The sequence below is a fragment of the Enterobacter cancerogenus genome, assembly GCF_019047785.1.
GTDB classification, from domain to species: domain Bacteria; phylum Pseudomonadota; class Gammaproteobacteria; order Enterobacterales; family Enterobacteriaceae; genus Enterobacter; species Enterobacter cancerogenus.
The window spans coordinates 1658730-1684241 of record NZ_CP077290.1; the positions used below are offsets into that span (position 1 = coordinate 1658730).

The window sequence follows — 25512 nt, forward strand, 5'->3', positions numbered from 1 at the left end:
GTCAGGCGGCGACTTCAGTGCGGCCGCGCCCGGCGTTTTTCGCCTTATAAAGGGCAACATCAGCGGCTTTCAGCCATTCGCGGTAGTGCCCAAACTGCGTCCTCCACGGCGCAACGCCGACGCTTATCCGTAACCGCACGCCGGGCGCCCGGGGTAACGTCATGTGATTCAGACGCTCATGAACGCGCGACATCGCCGCAATCGCACTCTCCGCAGGCGTGCCGGACATAATCACCGCAAACTCATCCCCACCGAAGCGGCCAATAAAATCGCCCGCGCGCAGCGACATCTGAAGCTGGCGGGTGATAGCAATAATGGCCTCATCGCCCACGTCGTGCCCCCAGGTGTCGTTGATCCCCTTAAAGTGATCGATATCGATCAGCAGGATGGTCGCTTCCCGATGGCTGCGGCGGCACTGCTCGTACTCATTGCGCAGGAGATTTTCCCAGTGGCGGCGATTGTAAACGCCGGTCATGCCGTCACGGCTGCTCATGAGTTCCAGCCGGCGCTTATGTTCGGCGAGGCGAATTGCCGTCTGGTGGCTGACCCAGGCGAAGAGCATGGGATAGAGGATCAGCACCGGTAGCGTCAGCCCCCACTCCAGCCCGCCGGGCGCGAAGGTTATGATGTTACCGGTCAGGTGTAAGGTGATCAGCGCTGAGAGCACGGCCAGGATCGTGCCGGTTAAGAACAGGCGAAAGCCGCCCGCCCCCATCATATTCATGCCGATCATCATGAACAGCGCGGCAGACGGCAACGCACCGATCCCCATCAGGCCAATCCAGACCCCGGCGATAATGGCGTCCACCTTCAGGTTGTAGACTTCCCGGCGGTAAGGCGCGGCGGAGCGGAAGGCGAGCTGCCAGGCCAGGTGCGGCCAGATAAACGCCCAGCCGACCAGCAGAAGCCACCAGCCGCCGGGCAGAAAATGGCTGACCAGCACGCCCGCAATCGGGAAAAACATCGCCGCCAGCCCCACGGTTCGCGCCAGCCGCACCCGCCGGGCAAACAGGATGCCGGAACGGTGTGAGTCATCCTGAAAAAGATCCTGATGCCACTCTTCCTGAACGCTCTCTTTAGTGTAAAAAATTTCATCATTGATCATTTTTGGGAATAGTCTAAAACAATTTCCCAAATTATAGAGAGGGGGTGTACGGGGGAAGTATGAAATTTCGGGTGAGGCACGACCGTGCCTCACCCGTTTGCACTACACCTGTTTCTTCAGGCAGGCACTCATAAATTTGCTGCGATCCTCGCCCTTAAGCATTTGCTGCGTTGCCTGGGAGCTGCATTCACGCATCTTTTGCTGCTGCGGCGTCAGGCTTTTCTCGCCCGGCTTTGAAGCGCCGTTTTTAAGGCAGTCGCTCATGTAGGTTTTACGCGCATCCCCTTTGAGGGTTTGCGCTGTCGCCTGCTGGTTGCAGGTGGTCATGCGCTGCTGCTGAGGCGTTAAGGTTTTTTCTGCCGCGTTCGCTGAAGCCATCAGGAACACGCCGGAGAGTAGCGTAATCAGTATTGTTGTTTTCATTGCACCATCCTTTTGTGAAATCACCCTTTAAGTCTGGTTCGTGGTGCAGAAAAAACCACCCGGCGGATCGCATTTCCGCCGGGAAAAACCGTTATTTCAAGCCAAGCGCCGCTTTCATGGTGTAGAAGAGATCCGTCTGGTCAGTCAGCCCTACCACGTTGGCCGCATGCGGGCCGTAGGCCGCAATGCGCAGCTGGGTGCCGGTATGCTCCATTGACTTTTCTTCAGCGTTGCCGTAGCTCATCACCATCACCGCGCCGTCTTTGGTGTTCAGCGCCTGGGTCAGGCCCGGTGCTTTAGCGTCTGACGGGATAATCTGGCTGGCATGAGCGTGGTCAGCGGTGACCACCACCAGGGTGTTACCGTCTTTCTTCGCGAACGCCAGCGCCTTCTGCACCGCTTCGTCGAGATCGACCGTTTCGCCAATCTGGCCGCACGGGTTGGCCGCGTGATCCTGTTTATCAATTGACGCACCTTCTACCTGAAGGAAGAAGCCTTTTTCATTTTTGCTCAGCAGCGAGATGGCTTTGTCCGTCATTGCCGCCAGGGTCGGCACGCTGTCAGTGCGTTTTGGGTTGGGCGTGCAGGTCACGGCAGGTTTGTCGATGTTGCCGTGGTAAGAGGCTTTCGGCCCTTCCCAGCGCACCGGCATATTCCCTTCAGAGAAGAGGCCCAGCAGCGGTTTATCCTGGTTCGCCTCGGCGATCCCGTCCAGAGAGGCCGCATCGCTGACTATCTGGTAGCCGCGCGCCTGCGCCTGCTCGCGCAGGGTTTTACCCTGCCACTCGCCTGCTGTCGCGGTGTCTGCGAAGGTTTTCGCACCGCCGCCCAGCGTCACGTCTGGACGCGCGTTCAGCAGTTGTTCGGTAATCGAGCCTTTCCCGCCTTTTTCCAGCGCGTTGGCCGGGCATTTCTCACTGGTCACGGACGGGCCATAGCATTTACGCGAGATGACATGGGAAACCAGCGCCGCCGGGGTCGCATCCTGCAGCTCTGCGGTTGAAACGTTGCCCGTTGCCAGACCTGCCGCTTTGGCCATCTCAAGAATGGTTTGATGATCTTTTTCGTGGATATCCACGCCCAGCGCGCCATTGTAAGTTTTCACACCGGTTGACCATGCCGTTGCGGAGGCCGCAGAATCTGTCACGTAATCGGGTTTACCGGTTTTTTTATCCAGCGCGTAGTGGGTATATTGCCCGGTCAAGGGTAAGGCATCGATGCCTTTAAAAAATCCACCTGCCCCTTCGGCATAATTACGCGCGGCAGTAATTTCAGAATCGCCCATGCCGTCGCCAATCAGCAGAATAATATTTTTGGCGGGCTTGTCATTGAGCGATGCGCGAATAGCGGCGGTCTGATCTTCTGAGAGGCGGCGTGCTCCGCCGGGTTGGGTGATATCGCCCTGAGCCGCACGATTATCCAGCACCTGAGTATTGAGGGTATCGGCATGAATAGCGGGGGTAATTAACAGGGGAAGTAATGCGATGAAAAGTGCGCTCTGTTTCAATTTATTTTCTCCATGTAAAAATACATAAAAATAAAAACAGAGCGACTATAGGCATCCTGCATGACAATTCAATGACACTGGCTCAGGCCCTGAAATCGTTTAGCTGCGAGGATGCCTTAAAAGCTTCTTTACGTATTGCTGGAGCATTTCGGCATCCTGGGCCGGAACCTGCAGGTCTGGCTTAGCCTTCTCAAGCGCCCCCTCAATGCTGTCTATCAGGGCCTGTTGCTCCTGTTTCGCCATATGCCGTAGCAGCGCCGTGACCACAATTTCCAGCGCCTCGACCTGAGCGACCAGCTCTTTTGACTCTTCTTCCTTTTCGGCAAGCTTCACCAACAACTCAGCAATGAGATTTTTCATCGTGCTATTTCCTTATGGGATTTTCCCTGAAATTAGCACTGTCATTGAATAATGCAAAGAGGAGAAAAGTATTATCTTATACAAAAGTGATGTCGCTGCCAAAATAGAGAGAGGGAACACGCAGCGAAACGTTTTTCTATAAAAAAGATGCTGCATTTAGTTATAAATAAACGCAGCGCACATAAGAATATATAATACATCAGCCTTTTGATAATCGTGCTGACTTTGCCTCGGCTATTTGTCTGCGGCGACGCAAGGCAATAGCGAGCTGAATAATATTCAGCAGCACCACGACAGCCGTGGCGGCGAAAACCCACCGGAACCCGGCCATTGCGGAAACTGACGCCCCGATAAGCGGGCCGGCCACGTTGCCCAAATACATAAACGACTGGTTGTATCCAAAAATACGCCCGGTGACCTGGTCACTGGAATATTTCACCAGCAGCGTCTGCACCGCCGGGAGCATGGCCCCATCGGCAAACCCGAGCAGGAAACGCAGCACGCCGAGCTGGAACGGCGAGGTGACGAACGACATGGCAAAAAACAGCACGACCGCAAAGATGAGCGTCGCCATCAAAATGCGCGCCGTGCCGATCCTGTCTCCCAGTTTCCCGAGGCGCGGCGCGGAGATCAGCGCAGAGACGCCCGGTACGGCCGCAATCATCCCACTGAGAAAAGCGATGTTGTTACTGTCTGGTGCCATCGATTTGATAAACAGCGCCAGGATCGGCCCGACGGAGCCGTTACACAGCTGGATCACCATGGTGGTGACGAAGAGGCTAATCATCAGCCCCGGATAGGGAAGCGACGCAAAGACCGCCTTGCCGCTCAGGCGCTCAGCTTTACTGACAACCGGACGCCCGCCCTCTTTGATGAGAAACAGCGTAACCAGAAAACTGACCACCAGCAAAATGGCGGTAATAAAGAAGACCGCGCGCAGGCCAACGTGGTCCGCCAGAAAGCCCCCCATCAGCGGCCCGCCAATCACGCCGCTTATCTGTGCGGTAGACAGCGTGCTCAGCGCCCACCCGCTGCGTTCGCGCGGGACCTGCGAGGCCACCAGCGCCATCGCGTTAGGGATATAGCCGGAGGTGAGCCCCATAATCGCGCGCAGAATAAACAGCTGCCAGACGTTGGTGGCAAAGGCCTGTAGCAGAATAGCGATTGCCATCCCCAGCGAGGCGCGCAGCAGCATGAGCTTACGCCCTTTGCGATCCGCCAGGCTGCCCCACATGGGCGAGACAATCGCGGAGACCAGAAAGGTGACGCTGAACGTCAGGCCTGACCACATCGACAGGGCTTCATGGGATGAAACCCCGAGCTGGGCAACATACAGCGGCAGGAACGGCAGGATCTGGCTAATGGCAAGCCCGGTAAAAAAGCAGCCGAACCAGACCGATATAAGGTTAACTTTCCACGATTCCATAACAGAGGCAGTCTTCATTTTTAGGCGAATTCGCCTGTAGATTAGCAAGTTACGCCAGGTCACGTAGCGCGAGAGATGCGGCCCGATCGACTTTGGTGTTTTATCTTCCCAGTCATCATATTTGTGAAACAAGTCACAAATCATACCGTTTTTGGCGGAGGATTATGCTTCAACGGCAGAGTCCATACCCGCGCATTCCAAGATGAAAATGGTTGGCGTGGGCGGCGTTATATTCCGGGCCGAGGCCATTGCCATAGTAGCCGCAGCTTGCCGCCAGCAGCGCCTTAAGCCAGGGCTGGGTACGGGCTGAACGCCACCCGCTGAGGATGGTTACCCGCTGGCCATCTGCCAGACGAAACGCGCTGATATCCAGCGCGTCGGCCGTGGCGTGCTCGCTGCGTCGCGCGTCCGCACGATGATAGATATTGCGGCAGGCGAAGCTCCCCAGATGATCGATGCGTGTCAGTTCTGCGCCCATAAACTGTTTCGTGAGCGGGCGAGCCTGCTGACTAACAAATAACGCGGAGCTGAGCGCCAGCGGACAGCTGGCTAAAAAGCTGCCGCTCAGGCTGACCGGGCCAAAGCTGCGCACGCGCACGACGTTGCTGAGAGGGCACTCTCCCGCACTGTCGGCAACCGGCTGCGAGCGGATGAGCTTTCTGTCGTTGGCCTCCGATAACAAAGTCTCGCAGGCCTCGGGCGTTAAACGGCGCAGTTTAAACTGGGTTATCTTGCCCGGCGGATCGTCAAGAGTAAGAGGCGCAAACGGGTTGTACCATGACGGCAACCAGCGGTAGCCCACCGTCACAGCAGCCACAATCATGATACAAATCAGCCATTTTATTCCTTTCACATATCCTCCTGACGCGGGTTAAAACATTATGGCAGAAGGCCGCGAAACCCGCCGGGCATCGTGGTATGTTATGGGCTTTTCGTCAGACTGGAAGAGAGTGAAATGGCAAAGCAGCGCGTAGGTATTGTCTTTGGGGGAAAATCAGCAGAGCACGAGGTTTCATTGCAATCGGCCAAAAATATCGTCGACGCAATTGATAAAAACCGCTTCGACGTGGTGCTGCTGGGCATTGATAAACAGGGCCAGTGGCACGTTAACGATGCCAGCCAGTATCTGTTAAATGCTGACGATCCGGCGCACATCGCCTTAAACCCTTCTGAAATCAGCGTTGCTACCGTACCTGGCGTCGTTCAGGGACAATTTATCAATGCCGGAAATGCGCAGGCGCTGGCCCAGATTGACGTGGTATTCCCGATTGTGCACGGCACGCTGGGCGAAGATGGCTCGCTGCAGGGCATGCTGCGCATGGCTAACCTGCCGTTTGTCGGCTCTGACGTACTCGGCTCCGCCGCCTGCATGGATAAAGATATGACCAAGCGGCTGCTGCGCGACGCCGGACTGAATATTGCGCCGTTTGTCACCCTGACGCGCGCTAATCGCGAAAGCTATACCTTTGCCCAACTCTCGGCCCAACTGGGCCTGCCGCTGTTCGTTAAGCCGGCAAATCAGGGCTCTTCCGTTGGCGTAAGTAAAGTGTCCAGCGAAACCCAGTATACCGAGGCGGTTCGCCTGGCATTTGAATTTGACCATAAGGTGGTGGTTGAGCAGGGAATTAAAGGCCGTGAAATCGAATGCGCCGTGCTGGGCAATGATTTCCCGCAGGCCAGCACCTGCGGCGAAGTGGTGTTAAACAGTGACTTTTACTCTTACGACACCAAATACATTGATGACCAAGGCGCGCAGGTGGTGGTCCCGGCGGTTCTTGATCCGGCTATCAACGATAAGATCCGCGCGATCGCCGTTGAAGCCTATCAGGCGCTGGGTTGCAGCGGTATGGCGCGCGTCGACGTGTTTCTTACCCCAGACAATGACGTGGTGATTAACGAAATCAACACGCTGCCGGGCTTTACCAACATCAGCATGTATCCGAAGTTATGGCAGGCCAGCGGGCTTAGCTATCCGGATCTGATTACTCGTCTGCTGGAACTGGCGCTGGAGCGTCACGCGGCCGACAGCGCTCTTAAAAGCTCGGTAAACGGTTAATCGTTCCGCTTTGCCGTTTCCGCCTCTTCCGCTGTCGTCTCTTCCGGACGGCGGCGGATAATCAACCCCGCCAGCCAGAAACCGATCACCCACGTCACCAGCCCGACCGCATAGGTTTGCCAGCCTTTCGCCTCGAACCCGAGCAGGCCCACCACACCGTTAAGAATAAAGATCAGCCCAATCGCAAAGGCATAGTAGTGCCAGTCACGGCGTAGTTTAGAAGTGAGTTTCATGGCAGCTCCGGCAGGAAAAATATCATCCTCTCACAGTTTTGCGGCCAGGTCTGTGGCGGATGCGGAAATTCTGAAACGAGCGCAAATTTCACCTAAGTCATAAATCTGTGATGCGCTGCAGAATTCATCAATCCAGGAGGATTCCCTGGCGTAAATTACCACGATTCTGATATTGACAAATGTTATGACCTGTCAAACTCACCTTGTAAGACCTATTTCTGAACTGGGTGATATTGTGGGAGGTCGTTATGGCTGATTTTACATTGTCGAAACCGATTTTTGGCGGTAAACAACCAAAAACCTCAACGCCGGGTAATATCGCTTACGCGCTCTTCGTGCTGTTCTGCTTCTGGGCCGGATCGCAGCTATTGAATATGCTGGTCCATGCGCCAGGCGTGTATGAACATCTGATGCAGGTTCAGGACAGCGGACGCCCGCGCGTAGAGATCGGCTTTGGCGTAAGCACCGTTTTTGGGCTTATCCCCTTCCTCACGGGTTGCATGGTGTTGGGCGCAATCGCACTCGTCATCCGCTGGCGTCATCGTCGCTGATTACAGCCCCATACAGCGCGCCCGTCGATCGTCCACACGTTTGGCAAACCAGGCCGTCGTGAGGTTACGCGTGATCTTCGGGCTTTCAAGCTGAATGCCCGGCAGCATAGCTCTTGGTAAAGCTTTCCCGTTTTTCCGCTCGGCCAGCGCAAAGACCTGCTGATAGAGTTCGGTTTTCTCAAACGCCAGGCTGTCACCCTTTTCCAGTTGACGACGAATGTCGCTGTCGCTCATGCCCAGTTTGGCGGAGAGCTTGCGCACCGCCCGCTCCGTGGTTCCGGCTTCGCTGCTACCGTAGGCGATAAGGTCGCCGTCCAGCGCCAGCTTAACGCCGCTCGCACGGCTCACCGCATTCTGGAAAGCCGCGTTGCGGCTGGCGTACCATCCCGCGTTGAAGTCCGCGAAGCGATAGAGCGGTTCGTCATAGTTCGCGGGATAGTTCAGCAGATGATAGGTGCCAAACCACAGCCCGCCCCGCAGGGAGAACACTTCCTGACGCACCGTACCGTCGATTTTCCACGGGTATCCATCGGTATGTTTTTCCGCAAACGCAATGCTGACCTGCATCGGCCCGCCGGTATGCACCGGGTTAAGCGAGCCAAACAGCGTCTGGCCCATCGGCACCATATTGATGAAATCATCAAAGATAGCGCTCAGCTGCTTCTCGGTTTTGACCGTATCCAGCCGCTCGCTGTAGCTTTTGCCGTTCGGCGAGGTGATTTTGAGGGCGGTATGGACCAGGAACACCGGGATATGCATCGATTCGGCGCGCCGGTCGATCTCTTTCCAGGCAATTTTGTTCAGCCCGGGCACTGCCGGGTCTGACTGGTACATCGACTCCTGCTGCGCAACCGCCAGCACCGAGCAGATGTTCGCCTCGGTAGGGGCGATCTTCTGGCTCTCAAAGGTTTTTGCCAGCGCATCGGCCCACTGATTGCGATCATTCACGCTGGCAGGCATTTTTTGCCGCACCACGCTCGCCACATCCACGGGCTTCTCGCCTTTCTTGAGCGGCTCGGCCCCTTTCTCAGCACAACCCGCCAGCACGAAGGCAGCGAGTAAGGACAGCGGTAACGCACGCGGTACGGCAAATGGCATAGCAACTTCCTGTATTAACCTAAAGTAGGGGTAACGTCCTGCAGTTCTTTATCGTCCAGCTCGCGTTCGAAGCTGCGTAAACGTTTATAAATGGACATCAGCTCCACCAGCGTAGTCCATGAGCTGATCAAATACTGGAACGAACCGCGTACCTGACCGAAAACGTTGGTGATCTGCGTCATCAGACCGAGCGTTATCGTACCCGCTACGATTGACGGGAACAGCAGGAACAAACCGAAAACATTATCGACCTGCAGGTAAAGAATACGGGCGATATTGAAATACATATAGTGGAAATAGAGGCGGAAGTAGTTTCTGCGCACCGCACCAAAAAGCTCGCGCACGGTAGGCGGCGACGCGCGATTGGCATCATCTTCGCCATACACCAGCTCTTTACGGTAGGCTGCTTCTACGCGCTGGTTTTTAAACTCCAGGCCCGGCAGCTTGATCCCGACGACCGCCAGCAGGCCCGTTCCCATCAGCGACCAGACGATCGCCGCAATCACCAGCCCGTACGGCAGATGGCCGACAATCGGCAGGTCCGGAACGTGCGCCGAGAGGGTGACCAGCACCGGCAGGAAGGCGATCAGGGTCATAATGGCGTTGATAAAGCTCACGCCCATATCTTCCAGCGTAGAGGCAAAACGCATGGTGTCTTCCTGCACACGCTGCGCGGCACCTTCGATATGGCGCAGGTGCTGCCAGTGCGCCATATAGTGTTCGTTCATCGCGGTACGCCAGCGGAAAACGTAGTGGCTGACGAAGAAGTTGTTCATGACGCCAATAATGACCGCAATCAGGGCAATGCCGAGGAAGATCCCCACCTCGTGGTAGAACTGGTTTATCGAGACCTTGTGCGGCGAGCTGAGCGCGGTCTGGATGAGATCGTAGAATGGGGCATACCAGGCGTTAACCGCCACGCCCACCTCAACCAGAAACCAGGTCACAAAGATGATGAGCGCGGTGCCGAGAATCGACCAGTACTGCCAGCGATGCGGCGAATAGATAAACCAGAACAGCGCGAAAATACCGACGCAGAGCGCGTAATAGGCATAAAAAAGCAGATAGCTCAGCGACCAGAATCGCGCGGCGCTAATCGGCACGTCCTTCGTTGCGCCGATCAGATGCGACAGCCATGCGCCGCCGCCTGCCTGCCAAAAAATGACGGCAAGAATTGCCCAAATAAATGCCGACAAAAAAAACGGCCCCGGCTTTGGGAAAAAAGACTTAAACATGATGCTTCCTTCTTGTTGTTATGGCTGTTGCTACGTTCAGTAAATCACCACACGAAAACCTTGCCTGCGCCCATCTCATAGCGGAGGCAAAATGGTCAGACCCAACGGGTGAATATTAGTTCGCATCGGCGTTGATGAGAATTGTTTCGGTGCGTTTCAAACCCCGCCCCCTCTGACCGGCCACTATCATAAGCCTGACGTCACAAAATGGGAGACGCGCCGCAGTAAAATTGCGCTTATTTACCCATGGTTACGTTTTTCTCGCTATGGTTATGCTATTCGGGCCATTGCGCCGTGTCGTTTAGTAGTATAAATACCCATTACCGTATTAATTCACTTCATGGATGCTTTTCGTTGAAACGTTGTCTGCTTACTCTTGCCGCGCTGTGTGCGCTAACGCTGTCCACCGCTCACGCTCAGGCAGTCCAGCCGCTGACGGCACCTGTTCTGGCCTCTGATATTGCCGATCGCTATGCAAATCTGATCTACTACGGCAGCGGTGCAACGGGTATGGCGATGGTGGTTATCGACGGTAACCAGCGCGTGTTTCGCAGCTTTGGCGAAACGCGTCCGGGCAATAACGTCCACCCGCAGCTCGATTCCGTGATCCGCATTGCGTCCCTGACCAAGCTGATGACCAGCGAATTGCTGGTGAAACTGCTCGATCAGGGCGTGGTGAAGCTCGACGATCCGCTCAGCAAATATGCGCCACCCGGCGCGCGCGTGCCGACGTATCAGGGTGCGCCGATTACGCTGGTCAACCTGGCTACCCATACCAGTGCGCTTCCGCGTGAACAGCCGGGCGGTGCCCCCCATCGTCCTGTATTCGTCTGGCCTACCCGCGAACAGCGCTGGAATTACCTGAGCACCGCGACGCTGAAAGCCGCGCCGGGGTCACAGGCGTCTTATTCTAACCTTGCGTTTGATCTTCTTGCCGATGCGTTATCCACGGCCTCGGGCAAACCGTACACGCAGCTGTTTGAAGAGCAGATAACGCGTCCGTTGGGCATGAAGGACACCACCTTTACCCCCTCTCCTGACCAGTGCGGTCGCCTGATGGTCGCCGAGAAAGGTGCCAGTCCGTGTAACAACACGCTGGCGGCAATCGGTAGCGGCGGGGTTTATTCCACGCCAGGGGATATGATGCGCTGGATGCAGCAGTTCCTCTCTTCTGATTTCTACTCGCGCAGCAGCCAGGCTGACCGTATGCAGACGCTGATGTATAAGCGTGCACAGCTGCACCGCGTAATCGGTATGGACGTGCCGGGTAAAGCCGATGCGCTTGGAATGGGTTGGGTCTATATGGCGCCGAAAGACGGTCGTCCCGGTATTATTCAAAAAACGGGCGGCGGTGGCGGGTTCATTACCTATATGGCGATGATCCCGCAATCCAACGTTGGCGCTTTTGTGGTGGTCACCCGCTCTCCGAACACGAGGTTCGTCAATATGAGTGATGGTATCAATAATTTAGTGGCTGAATTGAGCGCCAACAAAGCGCAGGTACTTACTGCGTCTAACTGATTTAATATTCCGTGGGCAAACGGTTGACGCTAACCAGTTTGCCCCGGCTCATATTAATATAATTTCCCCGGCGTAGCGCGGCGAGTATTTCCGCAACAACGGAACGGGAAATTCGCGTACTTCGCTGAATATGATTCATTACGCCTATTTTTGAACGCAGGGTTTCATCCCATTCGGCCATTTCCATGAGCATGGCGCGGATCTGGCTATACGAATTATTACCAACCAGCTGCATATCGCGTTTCGCAAGAATATAATTCACCCAGGATAACCAGCCGAATGCTTCACGCCAAAGATATTCTTGCTGAATACGTTGGCGGGCCGTTACGGCGGGTAAATAAAATCCTGAACACGGCGTCTGCGTGACCATAATATATTCTTTTAGGTTATCATTCATTCCAGCGGTCAAACCAAAAATAAACGGTGCCCTTGCAATGCCAATCAGTAATTCATCTGACTGACGGTAAATTTCTATAATGCCGCTTTGTATTACGAAGGTGTAGGGTTCTTCGCCAGAGACATTCTGTGAAATGCGTTGCTGCTTCGCAGTTTTAAAAGGCGTTCCATCGACTTTCAGGCACTGTTCGAGCCGGCTTAATTCAGAAAGTGGTTTAGCATCAACGTTCATGCAGACCTCAAGTCATCTGTATATGTCGGTTCTGTGATTTTGTCTAAAGAAAAAGCGGGGAAAGAAATCCCCGCTTTTCAGATGTTACCAGGTATATTTCACACCCAGGTTAGCGCCCCAGTTCTGGTCAACGTCGCCGCCGCCCAGATAGGTTGCATCAGTATAGGTACTGAAGTTTTTGGTGAAGCTGAACTGCGTGCCTAAACCAACGCGGACGGCAGAGCCCTTCACACCATTGTCGATGTTGTCGTTATTAACATCGGCACTGTTGTTGGCATCGTCGTAGACGTACGCCAGTTTGAAGTAAGGCGTCAGCGCCTGCTCACCACCGTAATTGAAGGTGTAACCCGCATCAATACCCGCTTCGTAGCGCAGGCTATCGTAGGATTGACCATCGATACGCATATCGTTGCTCAGCTGGTAATCATCGCCAGACTGGAACAGGCCAGACACGGCCGCATACGGCGTGACGTAACCAGACAGATTTGGTTTCCAGTCATAACCCAGCTTCAGGCCAAAGCCTACGGCATCGGTCGTGGTATTCCCGTCAACGTACTGACCATTGCTCATGTTAGCAGAGAGGTCGCTATTGAAGCGGGTATAGTTCAGGGAGCTGTCGAGGAACACATCGTTAGCAAACTTCGCCGATGCGTAGATCATCGCAGTCTGGCTATCCTGATCAACCTGACCGGTACGATCGCTGATGTCACCCTTCGCGAAACCAGCCGCGCCGCCGACAATCCACTTCGCATTATTGCCATCAATCTGGGTATCCAGACCGACCATAATGCCGCTGACGTCCTGATCGTAGCTAATGTCGCCATTATCCCCGTCAAAGTTACCGCCAAAGTAGCTCACCCAGGCACCGCCGTTATCGGCCAGGCCATGACGGCTGTTGGTCAGACGCGTGCCTACGGTGTCCTGCTGCAGGTTCCAGATATTGGTGTTCGCAGAAGGAATGCTCAGCGCCATGTTAGCGGAGTCGGTCAGCTCTTTCTGCTGCAGAACCACGGTGTCGCCTTTCTGCTGTGCCTGGTAAGTATAAGCACCCAGATCGGCTTTGTTTGCCGCCGTAAAGCTTGCGCTGGTCCCCGCGTTATTGTCGTAAACGCGAATAATTTCTTTGTTTTTGTAGTCCGCAACGGAACCTGCACCGGTCGCATCGTCGATACGCACGCTGTAGTTACCTGCGACATCTCCGTTTACGGCTAAGTGGCCGTCAGAGTTCATCGCCACGACGCCGTGGTCGTATTCCGCTTTGCTCTTATCGTTAGTAATATAGCGAGCGTTGTTCAGATCGGAATTCAGCACGTAATCACGGCTGGCCACGTTCAGCACGCCACCATCGGTCAGCACCATGTTATGGGTATCAACCTGGCCCAGACCCAGCGCCAGCTCAGCGCCGTTATCCACGGTGATGGTGTTGGCGTAGAGGTCTGCCGTTTCTTCCGTCAGCGCTGCACGGCTATCGCTGTCCAGATACAGGCTATCGGTTGCCACAGCACCGCTATCGCCCACGTTCAGGGTAGACGCGTTAGTCAGGGTGATGGAGTCGGCCAGCAGGCCGGAGTTTTCAACGTTAACCTGAGAGTGATTATTCACCGCCAGCTTGTCGATGTTAGAGACCTTGCGGGTATCCCACTCGGAACCGTTGTCCAGCATCACGTTGAACAGACCGCTCTGATACACCTCTTCACCCGCAACGTGGCCGTTGCTGTCGAAGGTAGAGTCAGGCCAGATGCTGTTCGGGGAGAGCGCTTTCCAGTCAACGTTGTTATAACCCTGACCGTACATATCAGAGGCGCCGATAGCCTCAACGCTGGATTGCGCTGCACCTACCCACTTGCTGCCGTTCGTCAGCGTGACGTCCAGTTTATCGGTACCATCCCAGCCGTTGGTGGTTGGGTTATACACACCGTCTTCGGTGGTATCGGTTGCCGGGTCGCCCTTCTCGTAGAAGTTGTTATCAAAGGTACTGGCGAAGAGGATATCGCCGGTAATGGTGGAGCGATCGAACGTCGCCGTGGTCTGCATGGCGTTGTCAGACGCGCCAGCGGCCACAATCAGCGCTGCATCATCCAGCGCTGCATCATCCAGCGCTGCATCATCCGGCACTGCATCATCCGGCACTGCATCATCAGCCCATGTCGGGTTAGTTTCGCCGTAATCGCTCGGCTTCGCAGTCTGACCGTAGAAGCCGCTTTTGCCCAGGTCGCTGTAGGCGCCAGAGGTCAGAACAGAGTCTTTCACCACCAGCGTATCGGTGAACACATTGCTGTTGTTCGCCACGCCCGTTTCATTGTCGTAAGGCGTGTTATCCAGGTTTTGATAACCCTGCGTCAGGGTAATACCTGCAACGTGAGAATTATTCTGGATAACAATATCTGACTCCACGTCCAGGGTAATTGCATTACCCATATCGTAAGTGTCCAGATAATGCGTTTCGCTGGTCTCTCCGGTTACCACATCATAAGCGTAGTGTTCGTAGGTATCATTGATCGTGGAATTATCGACGGTCAGGCTGAAACGGTCATATTGCGCATGTGCCGTGCCGTCAGTATCCATACCGTCAGCGCAGGTGGAGGTCATGCACTTCGAGGTGATCATACCGTTAATGGTACTGTTAGAAATGCTCAGCGCATTCGCACGGCCATTCGCACCATCATCCAGGTAATAGGTTGAAATAACGCCGTTGACCGTCGATTTTTTGATAACAGGATAGATGTCGCCATCGTGTGCCGCCCCGGAGTAATCCCAGTCGGCATAGCCATAATACCATGGCGTCGTGGCCGTATTATCATATCCAAACGTATTAAACGTTGTGCCGGAAATATCTTTCGCATTTGCCTGAGAAGCGATCGCCACGGTGCAGGCTAATGCCAGTTGAGATACAACCAGTTTCTTTTTCCATGTTTGCATTGGGTCATCCCTCCTCAGGGACGTAAGCAAGTTTTTCCATCAAACCATATAGCAATATTTTATTGCGGAGGGAATTATGCAGTTGCACTTCGAAAAGGTTCAATGAATGATTCCATTAAGTCCGTATACAGACAAATAACGAAGAGAATAACCTTGAGAGGCCAAATACTCTAGATAAATATTATAAAAACAGCGCGTTAGAGATAAATCCCATAAATATTGAAAATATAAAAAATTAAAATAGATCATTATTAATTATATAATTTATCTAATATAGATATAATACAAATTATTCAGACTTTCTTTTATCCCTCGCCCATGTTCTCCACCGCGCGGTCGGGCGCTAAAAACAAAAAGCCCACTTTAGTAAAACGCCCCTCCTCACTTTCAGGTAAACTTACCCTCTTTGTTCCACAAACGTCAGGCATATCATGACCGATTTAATTGCTCGTCCCCGTCGCCTGCGCAAGTCACCTGCACTGCGCGCTATGTTTGAAGAGACAACACTGACCTTAAACGATCTGGTGTTGCCGATTTTTGTTGAAGAAGAGATCGATGACTACAAAGCCATCGACGCTATGCCGGGCGTGATGCGCATTCCCGAAAAACATCTGGCACGCGAGATCGAACGCATTGCCCGGGCGGGGATCCGCTCGGTAATGACCTTTGGGATCTCCCACCACACCGATGCTACCGGCAGCGATGCCTGGAAAGAAGATGGCCTGGTTGCCCGTATGTCCCGCATCTGTAAGGACGCCGTGCCGGAGATGATCGTCATGTCCGACACCTGTTTCTGTGAATACACCTCTCACGGCCACTGCGGCGTGCTGTGCGACCACGGCGTGGATAACGATGCAACCCTGTTGAACCTCGGTAAACAGGCGGTAGTGGCAGCCGCTGCGGGTGCAGACTTCATCGCGCCTTCCGCTGCGATGGACGGCCAGGTGCAGGCTATCCGCCAGGCGCTTGATGCCGCGGGCTTTACCGACACCGCCATCATGTCCTACTCCACCAAATTTGCCTCGTCTTTCTATGGCCCGTTCCGTGAAGCAGCCGGTACCGCCCTGAAAGGCGATCGTAAAACCTACCAGATGAACCCGCTCAACCGTCGCGAAGCGATCCGTGAATCGCTGCTCGACGAAGCGCAGGGCGCGGACTGCCTGATGGTCAAACCCGCTGGCGCGTACCTCGATATCCTGCGCGATATCCGCGAGCGCACCGAGCTGCCGCTGGGTGCCTATCAGGTCAGCGGCGAATACGCGATGATCAAGTTTGCCGCCCAGGCGGGTGCCATAGATGAAGAGAAAGTGATCCTGGAAAGCCTCGGCGCGATCAAACGCGCGGGCGCGGATCTGATCTTCAGCTATTTCGCGCTGGATCTGGCCGAGAAGAACATTCTGCGTTAATCCTCATCCCCTCTCCCTTCGGGGGGAGGGGGTGCTCGTCATAACGTCACCAAACTGCAATACCACCGACATCTCCCCCTTCTACTGTCTTTGCAAGACGGCAGGAGGAGTGACTATGTTTAGTCTCGATAGCGTTCTCGATGACCTTTGGCCTCAGGCGAGGCCCGCACCCTGGCAAAAAAATCTCTTAAAAAAGCTGCTCTACGAAGAAGAATTCCAGCAATTTGCCGCCGCCCATCGCCACTTGAAAGGGCTGGATATGGTGGAGCAGATTCTGGAGCATCTCGATATTCACTGCACCGTTTCAGCCCGCGACCTCGAACAGATCCCCGACCACGGTCCGCTCGTCATTATTGCAAATCACCCTACAGGCACCCTCGACGGGCTGGCGCTCATGTACGCCGTCTCCCGCGTGCGTCGTGATGTGAAAGTGGTAACCAACCGGCTGCTTACCCACCTTGAGCCGCTCGGCTCACTGTTCATCCCGGTCGATAACATCAACGGCAGAACGTCAAAGTCCTCGCTGATGCAGATGGAGCAGCATCTGCACAACGGCGGCGTACTGATTTTCTTCCCGGCAGGCGAAGTGTCGCGGCCAACGCGCAAAGGCATCCGCGATAAAAAATGGCATTCAGGCTTTATCAAACTGGCCGGTAAACTGCGTGCCCCGCTGTTGCCGATGCATATTCAGGCGCGCAACGGCCTTTTCTTCTATGCCAGCACGCTGGTCTCGCCCACCCTGTCGATGCTTTTGCTGATGCAGCAGATGTTCCGCCGCCGCCACAGCACGCTGCCAATCACAATCGGCCAGCAGATTGCCTGGAGCCAGTGGTTTAGCGCCGGTCTTTCATCGCGTGAGATGGCCGAGCGATGCCGTCAGCACGTGATGCGTCTTGGCAAGGGCTTGCCGGGCGTTTTCAAAACCCAGTGCGCCATCGCCCGAGCGGAAGACCGGGCCACCCTGAAGCGCGCGCTGGCGCAGGCCGAATGTCTGGGGAAAACCAGCGATGGCAAAACCGTCTACCTGTGGCAGCGCAACGGCCAGGAGGAGGCACCAGTATTGCGTGAGCTGGGTCGTTTGCGGGAGATTGCGTTTCGCGCGGTCGACGAAGGCAGCGGTAAACGCCGCGACACCGACCGCTACGACGATGACTATCTGCATCTGATCCTCTGGGATGACGACGATCTTGAGATCGTCGGGGCGTACCGCTTTATGCCCACGGCGATGCAAATCGCTCAGCGCGGCGTGGAGGGACTCTACAGCCACAGCCTGTTCCACTATGACCAGCAGATGAAAGAGGTGCTGGAGCACGGCATCGAACTGGGGCGCAGCTTTATCCAGCCGCGCTACTGGGGACGGCGTGGCCTGGATTACCTGTGGTCGGGCATTGGTGCCTATCTGGCACGTTATCCGCACTACCGCTATCTTTTCGGGCCGGTCTCTATTTCTGGCGGGCTGCCGCCCGCCGCGCGGGATCTGTTGGTGGCGTTTTACCGGCTCTGGTTTCCGGCAAGCCACCCGCTCGCCGCCTCGCGCCAGCCTTATCCGGCATCGCTCCCGGACGTGCTCGCCCAGTTTGGCGGCGTGGATTACGCCGAGGATCTGACCAGGCTGAAATCCCTGCTGGGTAACCTCGGGTGCGGCATTCCCCCGCTCTACAAACAGTATTCAGAGCTGTGCGAGCCCGGCGGCGTGCAGTTTATCGATTTCGGCAGCGATCCGGCGTTCGGTCACTGCGTTGACGGGCTGGTGCTGGTGGATTTGTGCTATCTGAAGGCGAACCGTTATCAGCGCTATATCGCGGTGCACCTTTAGCCCCGCTGCCCGGTAGCGCTACGCATACCGGGCCTGCAAGGAAACCCAGGCCGGGTAAGGCAACGCCGCCACCCGGCAAGAACGGTGTACAAGCGGCGGGGTCAAGGACGATAAAACGGCTTATCCCCCAGAATCGTCGCCCGGTGCATAATCCGCCGCTGTGGCAGATAATCCGCATTCGCATAGTGCTGGGTGACGCGGTTATCCCAGATAGCGAGGTCATTCTCCTGCCAGCGCCAGCGCACCTGAAACTCCGGTCTGGTGATGTGCGCGAACAGGAAGCTCAGCAGCGCCTCACTCTCCTTTTCGCTCACGTCAACGATGCGGGTGGTAAACCCTTCGTTCACGAACAGCGCCTGTTTGCCCGTTACCGGATGCGTGCGCACCACCGGATGCAGCAGCGGCGGATGCTTCGCCACCGCCTCCTGCCAGCGCTGATGCTCCTCGTCGCTGTTCCGGTACTTGTACTCCTGGAAGGATTTTTTAAAATCATGTTCCGCCCGCAGCCCGCTCAGTAGCGCCCTGAACGGTGCTGAAAGCGCTTCAAAGGCGGCAATCCCACTGGCCCACAGCGTATCGCCCCCCGTTTCGGGCAGCTGCTTCGCCGCCAGAATCGCCCCGGCGGGCGGCGTCTCAATAAAGGTGACGTCGGTATGCCAGTTGTCATTATCCGGCGGATTATCGTTGTGGGTGTCCAGGACAATAATCTCCTCGACGCCTTCCGCATGCGGGTAAACCGGGTGGATATGCAGATCGCCGAAGCGCTGAGCCAGCGCCCGCTGCTGCTGGGGCGAGATCGCCTGCTCGCGCAGGAACACCACCTGATGGCGCAGAACCGCGTGGTAGAGCTGTTCAAACTGGTTATCGCTCAGCGGACGGGTCACGTCCAGGCCAGCGACCTGCGCCCCGATGTTTGGCCCCAGCGGGGTAATGATCAAACGTTCACTCATTGTATTTCTCCATGCCAGGGCGTCAGGCGGCGCTGTAACGCACGCAGCCCCAGTTCTAATCCAAAGGCGATCGCGGCGATGACCGCAATCCCCGCCAGTACGACGTCAGTCGCCAGAAACTCACCCGCCGACTGCACCATAAACCCAAGCCCGCGCGTGGCCGCGATAAGCTCTGCCGCCACCAGCGTGGACCAGCCGACGCCAAGACCAATGCGTAGCCCGGTTAATATCTCCGGCAGCGCGCCGGGTAAAATCACGAACAGCAGCACCTGAACGCGGCTGGCCCCGAGCGATTGCGCCGCGCGGATCCGCACCTGCTGGGCACTCTTCACTCCCGCCAGCGCCGACAGGGCAACCGGCGCAAAGATGGCGAGATAAATCAGCAGGATTTTGGACGTTTCACCAATGCCAAACCAAATCACCATCAGCGGCAAATAGGCCAGGGGCGGAACCGGGCGATAAAGCTCAATCAGCGGGTCGAGAATGCCGCGCACCGTCGGGCTTAGCCCCATGGCGATACCCACCGGCACGCCGATCAGCACCGCCGCCAGCAGCGCGACCAGAATGCGTGCCAGGCTGGCCCCTAAGTGTTGCCAGAGCGTCGCATCCATAAACCCCTGCGGCCCGGCGATGGTGATCAGTTTTTCCAGCACCTGTCCCGGCGGCGGCAGGAACAGCGGGCTGATCCACTGCTGCGCCGCCACGGCCCACCACGCCACCAGCAGCACCAGCAGCGTGCCGACGCTCAGGGTGAGCTGATGTGAAAACGGCCAGCGCAACGCGAGGCGCGTGCGGCGCGCTTTTTCACTGAAAACGATGCTCATGAGAACGCCTCCCGCTGTTCAAACACGCGGCTCAGCACGTATTCACGTTTTTCGATAAACCGCGGATCGGACTTGATGCTGCGCACCGACTCCCCCGCCACGAAGCGGCGGGCAAAGTCGAGCGACAGGCGCTCCACCACTCGCCCCGGCCCCGGCGACAGCAGCACGAGGTGGGTCGCCATAAACACCGCTTCTTCGATATCGTGGGTGATCAGCAGGACCTGCTTACCGGTTTCATGCCACAGGCGTAAAAGCAGGGTCTGCATCTGCTCGCGGGTAAAGGCATCCAGCGCCCCGAACGGCTCGTCGAGCAGGAGCAGTTGTGGGCTGGCGGCTAAGGCTCTGGCAATGCCGACGCGCTGACGTTGGCCGCCAGACAGCTGCCAGATAAAGCGTTTTTCAGCGCCCTCAAGCCCGACTTTTTTCAACATCTCCCGCGCGGTGGCAAGGCGCTGTTCGCGCCCGACTCCCGCCAGCTGTAAACCGAACGCCACGTTTTCCTGAACGTTTCGCCAGGGAAGCAGGCCTTCATTCTGAAAGACCACGCCGCGCTCGGCGCCCGGCCCATCAACCTTTTTCCCTTCCAGGTGAATGCTGCCGCGCTGATAAGGGACAAATCCGGCGATCAGGTTGAGCAGCGTGGTTTTCCCGCAGCCGGAGGGGCCGAGTACCACCAGCAGTTCACCGCCGTCCAGCGTCAGGTTAATCTCTTCCAGCGCCGGTTTGCCGCCGTAATCTGCAGACAGGTTCGTTATCGTCAGCATGGCAGCCCCCTTATTTCACAAAGCGATCGGTCACGTACTGGCTGTAATCCGCGGCCACCGCAGGCACTTTGCCCTGCTCTTTCAGGAACGTTGCCGTGTCGACGATGGCTTTGTTCACCGGCCCGGTTAACTGCTGTACCTGCTGAGCGGGCGTGAGATAGGTATTGCCCTTCACCAGCCCCGGCACGTCAGCCTCCGGCACGCCGCTCAGGCGCGACAGTTTTTCCAGGTTAGCAGGCTCGCTCAGCCACGCATTGGGATTGCTGATATAGGGCTGCTGCGCGTCGAGGGCGCTTTTAGCAAAGGCCTTCACCACCTCCGGGTGTTTTTCGGCGAAATCCTTACGCACTACCCACACGTCGAGCGTGGGCGCGCCCCACTCACCGACTTTTGCGGAGTCCGTCAGAACGGTGCCGTCTTTTTCCAGCTCGTTCACGGCGGGCGCCCAGACGTAGGCTCCGTCAATATCACCGCGCTGCCAGGCTGCAATAATGGCCGGCGGCTGGAGGTTGAGAATTTGCACCTGGCCCGGCTTAATGCCCCAGTGTTTAAGCGCCGCCAGCAGGCTGTAATGGGTGGTGGAGATAAACGGCACGGCGATGCGCTTGCCAATCAGATCCTCGGGTTTGGTGATGGTTTTTTTCACCACCAGCGCTTCGGAGTTCCCGAGCTGCGAGGCCAGCAGGAAGACCTCAATCGGCACCTGCTGGCTGGCGGCCACGGCCAGCGGGCTGGAGCCGAGATTGCCAATCTGCACGTCGCCGGAGGCTAACGCCCGGACGATGGCCGCTCCGCTGTCGAACTTGCGCCAGTCGACTTTCGCCCCGCTCTCTTTGGCAAAGGTGTTATCGGCCTGCGCGACTTTCGCCGGCTCGGCAGAGGTTTGATACGCAACGGTGACCTCCACCGCCTGCGCCTGAAATGCCCACAGCGCCAGCGCGCCGAGTAGTGTGATCCGCGATGAAACTGCCATAGTGCCTGCTCCCCTTGTTGTTATGGAGGCAGTATTTCCGGCGCAGGAATTTTGATAAAGGAATAAAAAAGAATCGCTAATGACGATTCGTTTTTAGATAAAAAGCGGGAAAGGATAGTTGGTTTTGTGCGGTTGTTTTGTGCCGGGTGGCGGCTACGCCTTACCCGGCAAAGCACTCAGCGCTGCGCGTTCAGCTCAGCGATGTCTTTCGGTGTGGTCCGACAGCAGCCGCCAATCAGCTTCGCGCCAGCTTCCAGCCACTGGGGCAGATACCCCGCCAGCGTCTCGCAGGCTTCACCGTGGTGATGCCAGGTTTTCGTCACCGCATCATAATGCTCCCCCGAGTTCGGGTAGACCACCAGCGGCAGCGCCGTCAGGCTGTTCAGGTGTTTCAGGGCCGCCGTGGTGTTTTCCAGCGCGATACAGTTAATCCCCAGCGCCACAATCTGCGGGTAATGACTCAGTGCAGAGACCACCTCGCGCAGCGCCGTGCCGTCGCTCAGATGCTCGCTGTCACGCAGCGTAAACGAGAACCACGCCCGGGCGCGGGGATACTCTGCCAACAGTGATGCCAGCGCTTTAATCTCCGCAAAGGATGGCAGCGTTTCGCAGGCCAGCAAATCGGCACCCGCATCCAGCAAGGCTTCCACGCGCGGACGGTGGAACCGGGTAAATTCCTCAGCGCTACGCACGTAGTCACCGCGATACTCAGAACCATCCGCCAGGTATGCGCCGTACGGCCCCACGGACCCCGCCACCAGCAGCGTGCACGCGTTTGCGTTTTCGGCGAGATACGCTTCCCGCGCCTTACGCGCCAGCTCCACGCTTTTGCCGATCAGCACACGCGATTGCGCCTCGTCCAGCCCGCGCGCGGCAAAGCCCGCTGGCGTGGCCTGGTAGCTGGCGGTGATCGCCACCTGGGCACCGGCACGGTAGTAATCCAGATGCACCTCGCGGATTAGCTCCGGGTTTTCCACCAGGACTTTGGCAGACCAGAGGCTGTCAGCCAGGTTACAACCGCGCGCTTCCAGCTGTGTTGCCATCGCGCCATCGAGCACCACGTAAGGCTGCGTTTCAAGGAGGGCGGTGAGCGGATTATTCTGCGACATGTTCAGGCTCCTGCGTCGTCGTTTTTTGGGTCAGATAGTACGCACCATAACACAGGGCGACAAACGGCAGCCCGCAGTAAAGGGCAATTCTCTGGCTCGCGTCAAACGCCAGGCCGATACAGGCCACCACGCACAGAATAAAGCCCAGCACCGGCACCAGCGGATACCACGGCGCGCGGTACTGCAGCGCCGAGAGCGGCTGGCCGGACTGCAGGTGACGACGACGAAAGACGAAGTGCGAGGCGCAGATGCTGATCCACACCGCCACCACCGCAAACCCGGAAATTGCCGAGAGTGCGACAAACACCGTGTCCGGGGCCACCACGCTTGAAAAGAGCGCCAGCACGCCGCCGAGCATCGACACGGAGAGCGCCGTCAGCGGCACGCCGTTTTTATTAACGCGGGCAAAGCAGCGCGGCAGGGTTTTCTCGTTGGACAGCGACCACAGCATGCGCCCGGATGCATACAGCCCCGAGTTGGCCGCCGAGAGGATCGCCGTCAGGATCACAAAGTTAAAGATATCCGCGGCATAGGGAATACCGACTTTTTCAAACACCAGCACGAACGGGCTTTTTTCCACGCCGGCCTGCTGCATTGGGATCAGCGCTGCCAGTACAAATACGGTGCCGATAAAGAAAATGATCAGCCGGGCGATGGTGGTACGGATCGCCACCGGAATGACCCGGTGCGGATCCTCGGTCTCCCCTGCCGCAATGCCAATCAGCTCCGTTCCCGAGAAGGCGAAATTCACCGCCACCATGGTCATCAGGATCGGCAGGCCGCCGTGCGGGAACCAGCCTTCAGCGGTGATATTGCTCAGGCCTGGCGCGGGTGAGCCGTCCTGCATCGGGATAAACCCGAAGATGGCCGCGCCGCCGAGGATAATAAAGGCGATGATGGTGATGACTTTAACCAGCGAGAACCAGAACTCCCCTTCGGCAAAGAAGCGCGTCGAAATAACGTTGAGGCCGAAAATCACCGCGCAGAACACCACGCACCACGCCCAGACGGGAACCTGCGGGAACCAGTACTGCATGCAGAATCCGGCGGCGGTAAAGCTCGATCCGAGCGCCACCGTCCAGGTGAGCCAGTAGAGCCACGCCACGGTATACCCCGTCGCCGGGCCAAGATAGCGGGCGGCATAGACGTGAAACGCGCCGGTTTCCGGCATCGCCACCGAGAGTTCGCCGAGGCACTGCATCACCAGCCAGACCACCAGCGCGCCGATCAGGTACGCCAGCAGCGTGCCCGCCGCCCCGGTTGTAGAAATGATGTAGCCCGTATTGAAAAATAACCCTGTACCAATCACGCCGCCCAGCGAGAGCATAATCAGGTGGCGCGTTTTCATGGTGCGCTTAAGCTGTCCGTTTTGTTCTGTTTGCATATTACCTTCTAAACGTATGGACATCTAAACATCCAAAGAAGGTGTGTTATACCGCGATTGTTAACAAAAAGCTAGACGACACGCCGCAACCGGGCGCGCCGGGCGCTGAGTCGGGGATGGGTGGTGAGGATCACGTAAAGGATGGGACGCCAGGCCATAAGCACCTCCGCAGGCAGTTACTGACAGTATGGCGCGGCTGGCTGGCAGCTGCGGTCAGACGAAAGTGCGAGAGCGTCTTTACCAGCTAAACCCCCTGCACGCCTCGCGCAAGCGAATCAAAAACTGTCGGGCGTTGGTGGTCATCGCCGATTTCTGCGACCACACCGCGCAATACTGTGCCGACGGCAGCTGGGTGATCGGCAGCGCCACCAGCTTATCTTCAAGCTGCAGCGGCTGACACATCGCCCGGGCCACGACCGTCAGATAGTCTGCGTTGATGACCATATTTAACCCGGTGATGACGGAATCCGTGCGCAGCGGGGTGACGTCGACCTGACGATAAAAATGGCTAAGTTCATTCTGCAGCTGCTGGTAGTAGCCCATGGTCGACTCCGGCAGCAGCCATTTGGCCTGACGTAGCGCCATCAACTCGCGAGCCTCCGCCAGCGGATGCCCCTTGCGCGCGACGATGCAAAACGGTGAGGTAAACAGCGGCTCGATCATCACCCCTTCCGGCGGTGCCATCGGATCGACTGAGCCAATAGCGATATCAATTTCACCGCTGCGCACGCCGGGCAGCAGCGAGGACAGCTGCCCCTCTTTGGCCGTCAGTAACACCTGGGGCAGCGTCTCCTTAAAAGCATCGGCCACGCCCGGAAACACCGTCAGAGCAATGAGTGACGAGAATCCCACGGTCAGCCGCCCGTGTGTGAAATGGTTAATCTGTTCCACCTCATCGGCCGCGCGGCGCAACTCTTCCAGCACCCACTCCGCACGCCGGGAAAACGCCATTCCCGCCTCGGTAAGCGTGATGCCCTCTTTGCTGCGCAATAAAAGTTGTGTGCCTAAAGTTTGCTCAAGCTCACGCAATGTTCGGCTCAATCCGGGCTGAGAGACGCCCAGCTCCCGCGCCGCCGAACGAATACTGCCACTGCGCGCGACCTGACGAAAGGCCAGAAGATGGCCGAGTTTTGGCAGATAGTTCATCCCTCACCCTATAACAAAAAAGCATCACCTATAGAAAAATTATATCTTCCCGCCCCTCCGGTAAACCCCTAGATTCAG

The 25512-nt window shown here is 56.7% G+C and carries 23 protein-coding genes; 5 read left to right on the forward strand and 18 right to left on the reverse strand.

Going from position 1 to position 25512, the window contains the following annotated elements:
- Position 1: 1 nt before the first annotated feature.
- The 6 genes from adrA to I6L58_RS07865 all read right to left on the reverse strand — a co-directional run bounded on the left by adrA (position 2) and on the right by I6L58_RS07865 (position 5644).
- Positions 2–1105 carry a diguanylate cyclase AdrA gene (gene adrA, locus I6L58_RS07840; protein ID WP_006176843.1) on the reverse strand — a complete coding sequence of 368 codons (1104 nt, stop codon included), beginning with the start codon at positions 1103–1105 and terminating at the stop codon, positions 2–4.
- A 102-nt stretch (positions 1106–1207) separates the two neighbouring features.
- Positions 1208–1528, reverse strand: a complete 321-nt coding sequence (psiF, locus tag I6L58_RS07845; protein WP_058609318.1) for a phosphate starvation-inducible protein PsiF — start codon at positions 1526–1528, stop codon at positions 1208–1210.
- Positions 1529–1619: 91 nt separating this feature from the next.
- Positions 1620–3035 (reverse strand): alkaline phosphatase, encoded by a 1416-nt coding sequence (gene phoA, locus I6L58_RS07850; protein WP_088207865.1) that lies wholly within the window; start codon positions 3033–3035, stop codon positions 1620–1622.
- Positions 3036–3134: 99 nt separating this feature from the next.
- Positions 3135–3395, reverse strand: a complete 261-nt coding sequence (gene iraP, locus I6L58_RS07855) for an anti-adapter protein IraP (RefSeq protein WP_006176840.1) — start codon at positions 3393–3395, stop codon at positions 3135–3137.
- Positions 3396–3594: 199 nt separating this feature from the next.
- Positions 3595–4821, reverse strand: a complete 1227-nt coding sequence (locus tag I6L58_RS07860) for a multidrug efflux MFS transporter (RefSeq protein ID WP_042320776.1) — start codon at positions 4819–4821, stop codon at positions 3595–3597.
- A 169-nt stretch (positions 4822–4990) separates the two neighbouring features.
- Positions 4991–5644, reverse strand: a complete 654-nt coding sequence (locus I6L58_RS07865; RefSeq protein ID WP_088207920.1) for an extensin-like domain-containing protein — start codon at positions 5642–5644, stop codon at positions 4991–4993.
- Positions 5645–5776: 132 nt separating this feature from the next.
- On the opposite strand from I6L58_RS07865, the gene ddlA reads away from it, so the two are divergent.
- Positions 5777–6877, forward strand: a complete 1101-nt coding sequence (gene ddlA, locus I6L58_RS07870) for a D-alanine--D-alanine ligase (RefSeq protein ID WP_088207866.1) — start codon at positions 5777–5779, stop codon at positions 6875–6877.
- Here the strand turns inward: ddlA and I6L58_RS07875 are convergent.
- The gene (locus tag I6L58_RS07875) at positions 6874–7110 is read right to left on the reverse strand and encodes a DUF2754 family protein (protein ID WP_088207867.1); all 237 of its coding nucleotides are present in this window, start codon (positions 7108–7110) and stop codon (positions 6874–6876) included. The two genes, ddlA and I6L58_RS07875, sit on opposite strands and share 4 nt — an antisense overlap.
- A gap of 248 nt (positions 7111–7358) precedes the next feature.
- Here I6L58_RS07875 and I6L58_RS07880 point away from each other — a divergent pair, with 248 nt between their 5' ends.
- Entirely contained in the window at positions 7359–7661 is a 303-nt protein-coding gene (locus tag I6L58_RS07880; RefSeq protein ID WP_088207868.1) for a YaiY family protein, read from the forward strand.
- Here I6L58_RS07880 and I6L58_RS07885 read toward each other — a convergent pair whose 3' ends face one another.
- Both I6L58_RS07885 and sbmA read right to left on the reverse strand, forming a co-directional pair.
- A complete protein-coding gene (locus I6L58_RS07885) occupies positions 7662–8759 on the reverse strand; it encodes a DUF1615 domain-containing protein (RefSeq protein ID WP_088207869.1) in 1098 nt (365 codons plus the stop codon).
- A 14-nt stretch (positions 8760–8773) separates the two neighbouring features.
- Complete coding sequence (gene sbmA / locus I6L58_RS07890) at positions 8774–9994, reverse strand: peptide antibiotic transporter SbmA (protein WP_006176831.1); 1221 nt, start codon at positions 9992–9994, stop codon at positions 8774–8776.
- Between the two features lie 354 nt (positions 9995–10348).
- Here sbmA and ampH point away from each other — a divergent pair, with 354 nt between their 5' ends.
- On the forward strand, positions 10349–11515 hold the full coding sequence (gene ampH / locus I6L58_RS07895; protein ID WP_006176830.1) for a D-alanyl-D-alanine-carboxypeptidase/endopeptidase AmpH: 1167 nt from the start codon (positions 10349–10351) through the stop codon (positions 11513–11515).
- Position 11516: 1 nt separating this feature from the next.
- On the opposite strand, the gene I6L58_RS07900 is transcribed toward ampH, so the two are convergent.
- A complete protein-coding gene (locus I6L58_RS07900) occupies positions 11517–12143 on the reverse strand; it encodes a helix-turn-helix domain-containing protein (RefSeq protein WP_006176829.1) in 627 nt (208 codons plus the stop codon).
- 84 nt (positions 12144–12227) lie between these two features.
- Entirely contained in the window at positions 12228–15062 is a 2835-nt protein-coding gene (locus tag I6L58_RS07905) for an autotransporter outer membrane beta-barrel domain-containing protein (RefSeq protein WP_088207870.1), read from the reverse strand.
- Positions 15063–15493: 431 nt separating this feature from the next.
- Here I6L58_RS07905 and hemB point away from each other — a divergent pair, with 431 nt between their 5' ends.
- Both hemB and I6L58_RS07915 read left to right on the forward strand, forming a co-directional pair.
- A complete protein-coding gene (gene hemB, locus I6L58_RS07910; protein ID WP_042320773.1) occupies positions 15494–16468 on the forward strand; it encodes a porphobilinogen synthase in 975 nt (324 codons plus the stop codon).
- A gap of 115 nt (positions 16469–16583) precedes the next feature.
- Complete coding sequence (locus I6L58_RS07915) at positions 16584–18284, forward strand: lysophospholipid acyltransferase family protein (RefSeq protein ID WP_088207871.1); 1701 nt, start codon at positions 16584–16586, stop codon at positions 18282–18284.
- 101 nt (positions 18285–18385) lie between these two features.
- On the opposite strand, the gene tauD is transcribed toward I6L58_RS07915, so the two are convergent.
- From tauD to I6L58_RS07950, 7 genes are all read right to left on the reverse strand, one after another.
- Positions 18386–19234 carry a taurine dioxygenase gene (tauD, locus tag I6L58_RS07920; protein ID WP_088207872.1) on the reverse strand — a complete coding sequence of 283 codons (849 nt, stop codon included), beginning with the start codon at positions 19232–19234 and terminating at the stop codon, positions 18386–18388.
- Entirely contained in the window at positions 19231–20058 is an 828-nt protein-coding gene (gene tauC, locus I6L58_RS07925) for a taurine ABC transporter permease TauC (RefSeq protein ID WP_088207873.1), read from the reverse strand. The genes tauD and tauC overlap by 4 nt, the downstream gene beginning before the upstream one ends.
- Positions 20055–20822 carry a taurine ABC transporter ATP-binding subunit gene (gene tauB, locus I6L58_RS07930; RefSeq protein WP_088207874.1) on the reverse strand — a complete coding sequence of 256 codons (768 nt, stop codon included), beginning with the start codon at positions 20820–20822 and terminating at the stop codon, positions 20055–20057. The genes tauC and tauB overlap by 4 nt, the downstream gene beginning before the upstream one ends.
- 10 nt (positions 20823–20832) lie before the next feature.
- Positions 20833–21795, reverse strand: coding sequence for a taurine ABC transporter substrate-binding protein (gene tauA, locus I6L58_RS07935; RefSeq protein ID WP_088207875.1), 963 nt, complete (start codon positions 21793–21795; stop codon positions 20833–20835).
- Positions 21796–21971: 176 nt separating this feature from the next.
- The gene (gene mmuM / locus I6L58_RS07940; protein WP_088207876.1) at positions 21972–22904 is read right to left on the reverse strand and encodes a homocysteine S-methyltransferase; all 933 of its coding nucleotides are present in this window, start codon (positions 22902–22904) and stop codon (positions 21972–21974) included.
- Positions 22891–24288, reverse strand: coding sequence for an S-methylmethionine permease (mmuP, locus tag I6L58_RS07945; protein WP_006176816.1), 1398 nt, complete (start codon positions 24286–24288; stop codon positions 22891–22893). Before mmuP ends, mmuM begins: the two co-directional genes overlap by 14 nt.
- A gap of 237 nt (positions 24289–24525) precedes the next feature.
- Complete coding sequence (locus tag I6L58_RS07950) at positions 24526–25434, reverse strand: LysR substrate-binding domain-containing protein (protein WP_006176815.1); 909 nt, start codon at positions 25432–25434, stop codon at positions 24526–24528.
- Between the last annotated feature and the right edge of the window lie 78 nt (positions 25435–25512).

Bases quoted from the DNA above. Each gene is read 5' to 3' on its own strand.
- adrA (WP_006176843.1), bottom strand. From the start codon at position 1,105: ATGATCAATGATGAAATTTTTTACACTAAAGAGAGCGTTCAGGAAGAG.
- psiF (WP_058609318.1), bottom strand. From the start codon at position 1,528: ATGAAAACAACAATACTGATTACGCTACTCTCCGGCGTGTTCCTGATG.
- iraP (WP_006176840.1), bottom strand. From the start codon at position 3,395: ATGAAAAATCTCATTGCTGAGTTGTTGGTGAAGCTTGCCGAAAAGGAA.
- I6L58_RS07860 (WP_042320776.1), bottom strand. From the start codon at position 4,821: ATGGAATCGTGGAAAGTTAACCTTATATCGGTCTGGTTCGGCTGCTTT.
- I6L58_RS07865 (WP_088207920.1), bottom strand. From the start codon at position 5,644: ATGATTGTGGCTGCTGTGACGGTGGGCTACCGCTGGTTGCCGTCATGG.
- ddlA (WP_088207866.1), top strand. From the start codon at position 5,777: ATGGCAAAGCAGCGCGTAGGTATTGTCTTTGGGGGAAAATCAGCAGAG.
- I6L58_RS07875 (WP_088207867.1), bottom strand. From the start codon at position 7,110: ATGAAACTCACTTCTAAACTACGCCGTGACTGGCACTACTATGCCTTT.
- I6L58_RS07880 (WP_088207868.1), top strand. From the start codon at position 7,359: ATGGCTGATTTTACATTGTCGAAACCGATTTTTGGCGGTAAACAACCA.
- I6L58_RS07885 (WP_088207869.1), bottom strand. From the start codon at position 8,759: ATGCCATTTGCCGTACCGCGTGCGTTACCGCTGTCCTTACTCGCTGCC.
- sbmA (WP_006176831.1), bottom strand. From the start codon at position 9,994: ATGTTTAAGTCTTTTTTCCCAAAGCCGGGGCCGTTTTTTTTGTCGGCA.
- I6L58_RS07900 (WP_006176829.1), bottom strand. From the start codon at position 12,143: ATGAACGTTGATGCTAAACCACTTTCTGAATTAAGCCGGCTCGAACAG.
- I6L58_RS07905 (WP_088207870.1), bottom strand. From the start codon at position 15,062: ATGCAAACATGGAAAAAGAAACTGGTTGTATCTCAACTGGCATTAGCC.
- hemB (WP_042320773.1), top strand. From the start codon at position 15,494: ATGACCGATTTAATTGCTCGTCCCCGTCGCCTGCGCAAGTCACCTGCA.
- I6L58_RS07915 (WP_088207871.1), top strand. From the start codon at position 16,584: ATGTTTAGTCTCGATAGCGTTCTCGATGACCTTTGGCCTCAGGCGAGG.
- tauD (WP_088207872.1), bottom strand. From the start codon at position 19,234: ATGAGTGAACGTTTGATCATTACCCCGCTGGGGCCAAACATCGGGGCG.
- tauC (WP_088207873.1), bottom strand. From the start codon at position 20,058: ATGAGCATCGTTTTCAGTGAAAAAGCGCGCCGCACGCGCCTCGCGTTG.
- tauB (WP_088207874.1), bottom strand. From the start codon at position 20,822: ATGCTGACGATAACGAACCTGTCTGCAGATTACGGCGGCAAACCGGCG.
- tauA (WP_088207875.1), bottom strand. From the start codon at position 21,795: ATGGCAGTTTCATCGCGGATCACACTACTCGGCGCGCTGGCGCTGTGG.
- mmuM (WP_088207876.1), bottom strand. From the start codon at position 22,904: ATGTCGCAGAATAATCCGCTCACCGCCCTCCTTGAAACGCAGCCTTAC.
- mmuP (WP_006176816.1), bottom strand. From the start codon at position 24,288: ATGCAAACAGAACAAAACGGACAGCTTAAGCGCACCATGAAAACGCGC.
- I6L58_RS07950 (WP_006176815.1), bottom strand. From the start codon at position 25,434: ATGAACTATCTGCCAAAACTCGGCCATCTTCTGGCCTTTCGTCAGGTC.